A 4,335-nucleotide genomic window follows, 5' to 3' on the forward strand; every position below is an offset into this window, starting at 1 on the left:
CGCCTACCAGAGCATCATACTGCGCATCTGTGATAAGCGGCGCGTCAAGCACGTGGTAATGGTAGTCGTGTGTGGCGATGTCGCGTCGTAGCGCGTCGATACGCTCTTTGACATTCATGGCAAGGCACCTCCGTGAGCGATGAGCGTTGAGCTGTGGGCGGGGGCAATCATGAATCAGGAATCGTGAATCATGAACTAGGGGAGTGCGGGTCTTTCTACCAGGAGCTAGGAGCAAGGAGCTAGCTACCCCCCGTCCTCCACGGAGCACGAAGCACGAAGCACGAAGCACGGCGCACGACGCACGCTACTTCATCCCCCTTAGCGGCGTGTACTGGAGCGAAAGCGTCTTAATCCCGTGCGGAGGCGAGAAGGCCACCGTCACAAACGTGTCCCCATCCTCGGCGGTCACTTTGACCACCGTGCCTACGCCAAACTTGGGGTGGCTGACTTTGTCGGCAGGAGCGAAGGTCTGTGTGTCCGAAGGCTTAGCCTTCTGGACAGCCGGAGCCTGCGGCAATCTCCTGGCTAACTGAGGTTCTGTTATCGCTCGCTCACTACGGCTGCCGCGCTGCAGCAAACAGGACGCGGGAAGCTCGGCTATAAAGCGCGACGGCAAGCTTAAGCTGTGCCTACCAAACAGCAGGCGCTGCTTGGCATAAGTGAGCAACAGGCGCTCGCGCGCGCGGGTAATGCCGACATAGCAGAGGCGCCGCTCTTCCTCTAGCTCTGCGGGATCGCCCTGCAAAACGCGGCTGTGCGGGAAGACCCCTTCCTCGAGCCCTACGAGGAAGACTACCGGGAACTCGAGCCCCTTAGCAGAATGCAAGCTCATTAAGGTCACGGCTCCCCCTTGTGCTTCGCTCGCGTCGTCTCCCGCTGTGACCAAGCTGACGGAGTTGAGAAAATCGAGCAGGTTGGTGTCTGGGTTTTTTTCCGCAAAGTCCTGCGCGACAGAAACAACTTCCGCAAGGTTTTCCTGCCGCGTGATGGCTTCCGGCGAATCGTCCGCTTCGTATTGGCGCAAGAGGCGGGTTTGCTCAAGCACCAACTCCACAAGGTCATGTAGCGCCATAAACTCAGCCTGCCGCGCAAAGGAAGAAATTTGCTTAACGAACCCATCTAGCTTAGCTTTTGTCGCTGGCTTTAACCCAAGCGACGCCCCGTCAAGCTCGGTTGCCGCTTCAAATAGCGAGCACCCCCTAGCTTGCGCCTCTGCCGCGAGCCTAGCTAGCGAGACCTCGCCTATGCCGCGCGCAGGGACGTTGACGACGCGTTTAAAGCTCACGTCATCCTTTGCGTTGGCAATGAGCCGCAAGTAGGCGAGCAGGTCTTTTACTTCCTTGCGTTCGTAGAACCTTAACCCACCCACAATGCGGTAAGGAATGTTCATGCGCATAAAGACTTCTTCAAACACGCGCGACTGCGCATGCATGCGGTAGAGTACGGCGCAATCCTCATATTCGAAGCGCCCGCGCGCCGCTAATTCCTCGGCGATGGTGTGTGCCACAAAGAGGGCCTCTTCCTGTTCGGTTAATGCCGCAAACAAAGTGACGGGCTCCCCCGCGTGATTAGCCGTCCACAGCCGCTTCTCTTTGCGGGTGGCATTGTTGGCGATAATGGCATTAGCGGCGTCCAGTATGCACTGCGTACTGCGATAGTTTTGCTCGAGCTTAAAGACAGCCGCCTCGGGGTAATCGCGCTCAAAATCTAGGATATTGCGCAAGTTAGCGCCACGCCACCTATAAATGCTTTGGTCGTCGTCACCAACCACACTCAAATTGCGGTGACGCGCGGCCAAAAGGTTGGTGAGCGTATACTGCGCGTGATTAGTGTCTTGATACTCGTCCACCAGTATGTGCTGAAAGCGCGTCTGGTAGTATTCGCGCACACTAGCGCTCTCGCGGAGAAGCTTCACAGCAAGTAATATCAAATCGTCAAAGTCGAGCGCATTGTTTTGGCGCAGCAACTTTTCGTACAGGAGATAGGCTGAAGAAATCTTCTCCGAGTAGTAATCGCGACTTAGACTCGCGAACTCCTCGGCATCCTGTAGGCTGTTCTTGGCGTTACTAATGCGGGCCAAGACGGACTGCGGCGGATACCGTTCGGGGTCGATATTTTGTTGCTTGAGACACGTCTTTATGAGAGACATCTGGTCTTGTGTATCATAGACGACGAAGTTACGGCTGAGCGCTATGGCCTCACCATGCTGCTTGAGAATACGCAGCGCTGCGGCATGAAAGGTAAAAATCCAGAGGTCGCGCGCCTGTGGCAGAAGGCGGTAGAGGCGCTCGCGCATCTCGTTCGCCGCCTTGTTGGTGAAAGTGATGGCGAGAATGCGCGACGGGCTGATGTCGCACCTGTTTACTAGATGCGCGATGCGCTGCGTCAGCACCCGCGTTTTGCCGCTGCCAGCTCCGGCTAGAATCAAGAGAGGGCCATGACCGTGCTCTACCGCTTGTTTTTGTACGGGGTTAAGAGATAGCTCTGACTTAGATATCACCGCTGTCAACTCCTTAAAACAAAAGACACCGCGTGGCCTAGCCGGTTACGGGTGTCCGTCGCCATATCCATATTACCAGAGCACTTTACATCCCGGCAACCTGCAGCGGAAGCGGAGTGGTTAGATGGCGCATCAGTCCGCACAGCTCTTCTACATCAAATGGCTTAACAAGACGCGCTGCCACGCCGAGGCGCTCGGCTTCGCTGATCATATCTGCTTCCTGGTAGGCAGTGACAAGTACCACGGGCACGTCTACTACCTGGTCGCGCCGCAAGATGCGCAGAGTCTCAATCCCCGATAGCCCGGGCATTTTCATGTCAAGAAAGATAATGTCAGGCGCACACTCGGATGCGACCTCTACGCCCTCATAGCCATTGCCTGCTTCCACTACTTCACAACCGAAAACGCCAAACACTTCGCGAAACAAGGCCCGAATCCCAGCTTGGTCGTCGATGATCAGCACTCTTTTACGCAACAAAGGCTGTCACCCCCTACTACCCTTAGGTATAATTTTACCACAGAACATGGCAATGTCAATATTTTGTGGTACAATTTTCTCACACCACTAGCTGTAGTGGTGTGTTTCATCATTAGGCGTGTTTGTTCGACGGCGAGGGTAATCAACTGCTGAATTGTGACATTATTTTGACCTGCAAAAACCCTATTTCCCGGGAAATTACGACAAGAAAGTCGAAGTGCCTGGAATCGCGCCTTGGGAGAAACTTTGCCCGCGCACTTGCGTAGTAAATGATAGCGTGTACTTTGGGAGGTGCTTAGCTTGGACGTGTGGCTAACCTGGCTAATAATCGGTCTGGCGCTAATTGGGTTCGAAATGATTACGCCTGGGTTTGTGATTATTTGGTTTGGCATAGGAGCATTGGCGGCGGCATTGGCGGCCTACCTTGAGCTTTCTATTGCGGTACAACTAGTGTCGTTTATCCTAACAACCGTTGTGCTGCTTGCCTGTAGCCGCAGTTTCGCGGCACGAGTGCGAGGCGGGGCTAAAGAGACGAAGACAAACTACAACGCCATGGTGGGCACGACGGCGACCGTCACGCAGCGCATCTCTGCCGCTAGCGGTCTCGGCGTGGTTACAGTCCTAGGCGAAGAATGGTCAGCCCTGGCGGAGACGCCGCGCGACATTGCCGTAGGTGAGAAGGTGGAGGTAGTCGGAGTAACCGGTGTCAGGCTGGTTGTCCGCGCGCTTACACTTAACACAGACCAAAACAAGGAGGGAATCAGATGATGCTTTGGGTACTTCTAGCCTTTGTCCTGCTCGTCGCTCTTTTTACTTTCCGGGTTATCCGCCAGTCAACGGTGGGCGTGGTGGAACGCCTAGGTAGCTACCACCGCCTGTTACCTAACGGGCTGCAGTTCGTAGTGCCATTTATTGACCGCGTTCTGCCTCTAATTGACTTGCGCGAGCAGGTAATGGATTACCCGCCACAGCCGGTCATCACCAAGGACAATGTCACTATGCAAATCGACACCGTGATTTACTACCAAATCACCGACCCCGTCAAGGCCACGTATGAAATCGCCAGACTGCGCGTAGGCATCGAAACCCTTACGCAGACGACGATTAGAAACGTAATCGGCGAGCTGGCATTAGACGAAACGTTGACATCGCGCGAGCGCATCAACGCGCAGCTGCGCCTCACCCTCGACCAAGCGACTGACAAGTGGGGCGTCAGGGTTAACCGCGTGGAGCTAAAGTCGATTGAGCCGCCTAAGGACATTAAAGACGCCATGGAAAAGCAGATGCGAGCCGAACGCGACAAGCGGGCGCAAATTCTCGCGGCGGAAGGCGAGCGCGCGGCTAACATCCTAACTGC

5 protein-coding genes are annotated in these 4,335 nt (G+C 55.3%); 2 read left to right on the forward strand and 3 right to left on the reverse strand.

Annotated features, from left to right (window positions below):
- From KGZ66_00770 to KGZ66_00780, 3 genes are all read right to left on the reverse strand, one after another.
- Positions 1-118: hypothetical protein (locus KGZ66_00770; GenBank protein MBS3984129.1), on the reverse strand; the 118-nt coding region annotated here is incomplete at its 3' end.
- Positions 119-304: 186 nt separating this feature from the next.
- Positions 305-2,497, reverse strand: coding sequence for a DNA helicase PcrA (gene pcrA / locus KGZ66_00775; GenBank protein MBS3984130.1), 2,193 nt, complete (start codon positions 2,495-2,497; stop codon positions 305-307).
- A gap of 88 nt (positions 2,498-2,585) precedes the next feature.
- Complete coding sequence (locus tag KGZ66_00780) at positions 2,586-2,978, reverse strand: response regulator (protein ID MBS3984131.1); 393 nt, start codon at positions 2,976-2,978, stop codon at positions 2,586-2,588.
- A 300-nt stretch (positions 2,979-3,278) separates the two neighbouring features.
- Between KGZ66_00780 and KGZ66_00785 the strand changes: the two genes are divergently transcribed.
- Complete coding sequence (locus KGZ66_00785) at positions 3,279-3,746, forward strand: NfeD family protein (GenBank protein ID MBS3984132.1); 468 nt, start codon at positions 3,279-3,281, stop codon at positions 3,744-3,746.
- A partial coding sequence (locus KGZ66_00790; protein ID MBS3984133.1) for a paraslipin occupies positions 3,743-4,335 on the forward strand: 593 nt, incomplete at its 3' end. The genes KGZ66_00785 and KGZ66_00790, both read left to right, overlap by 4 nt.

It is taken from the genome of Selenomonadales bacterium (assembly GCA_018335585.1).
In the GTDB taxonomy this organism is placed as follows: domain Bacteria; phylum Bacillota; class UBA994; order UBA994; family UBA994; genus UBA994.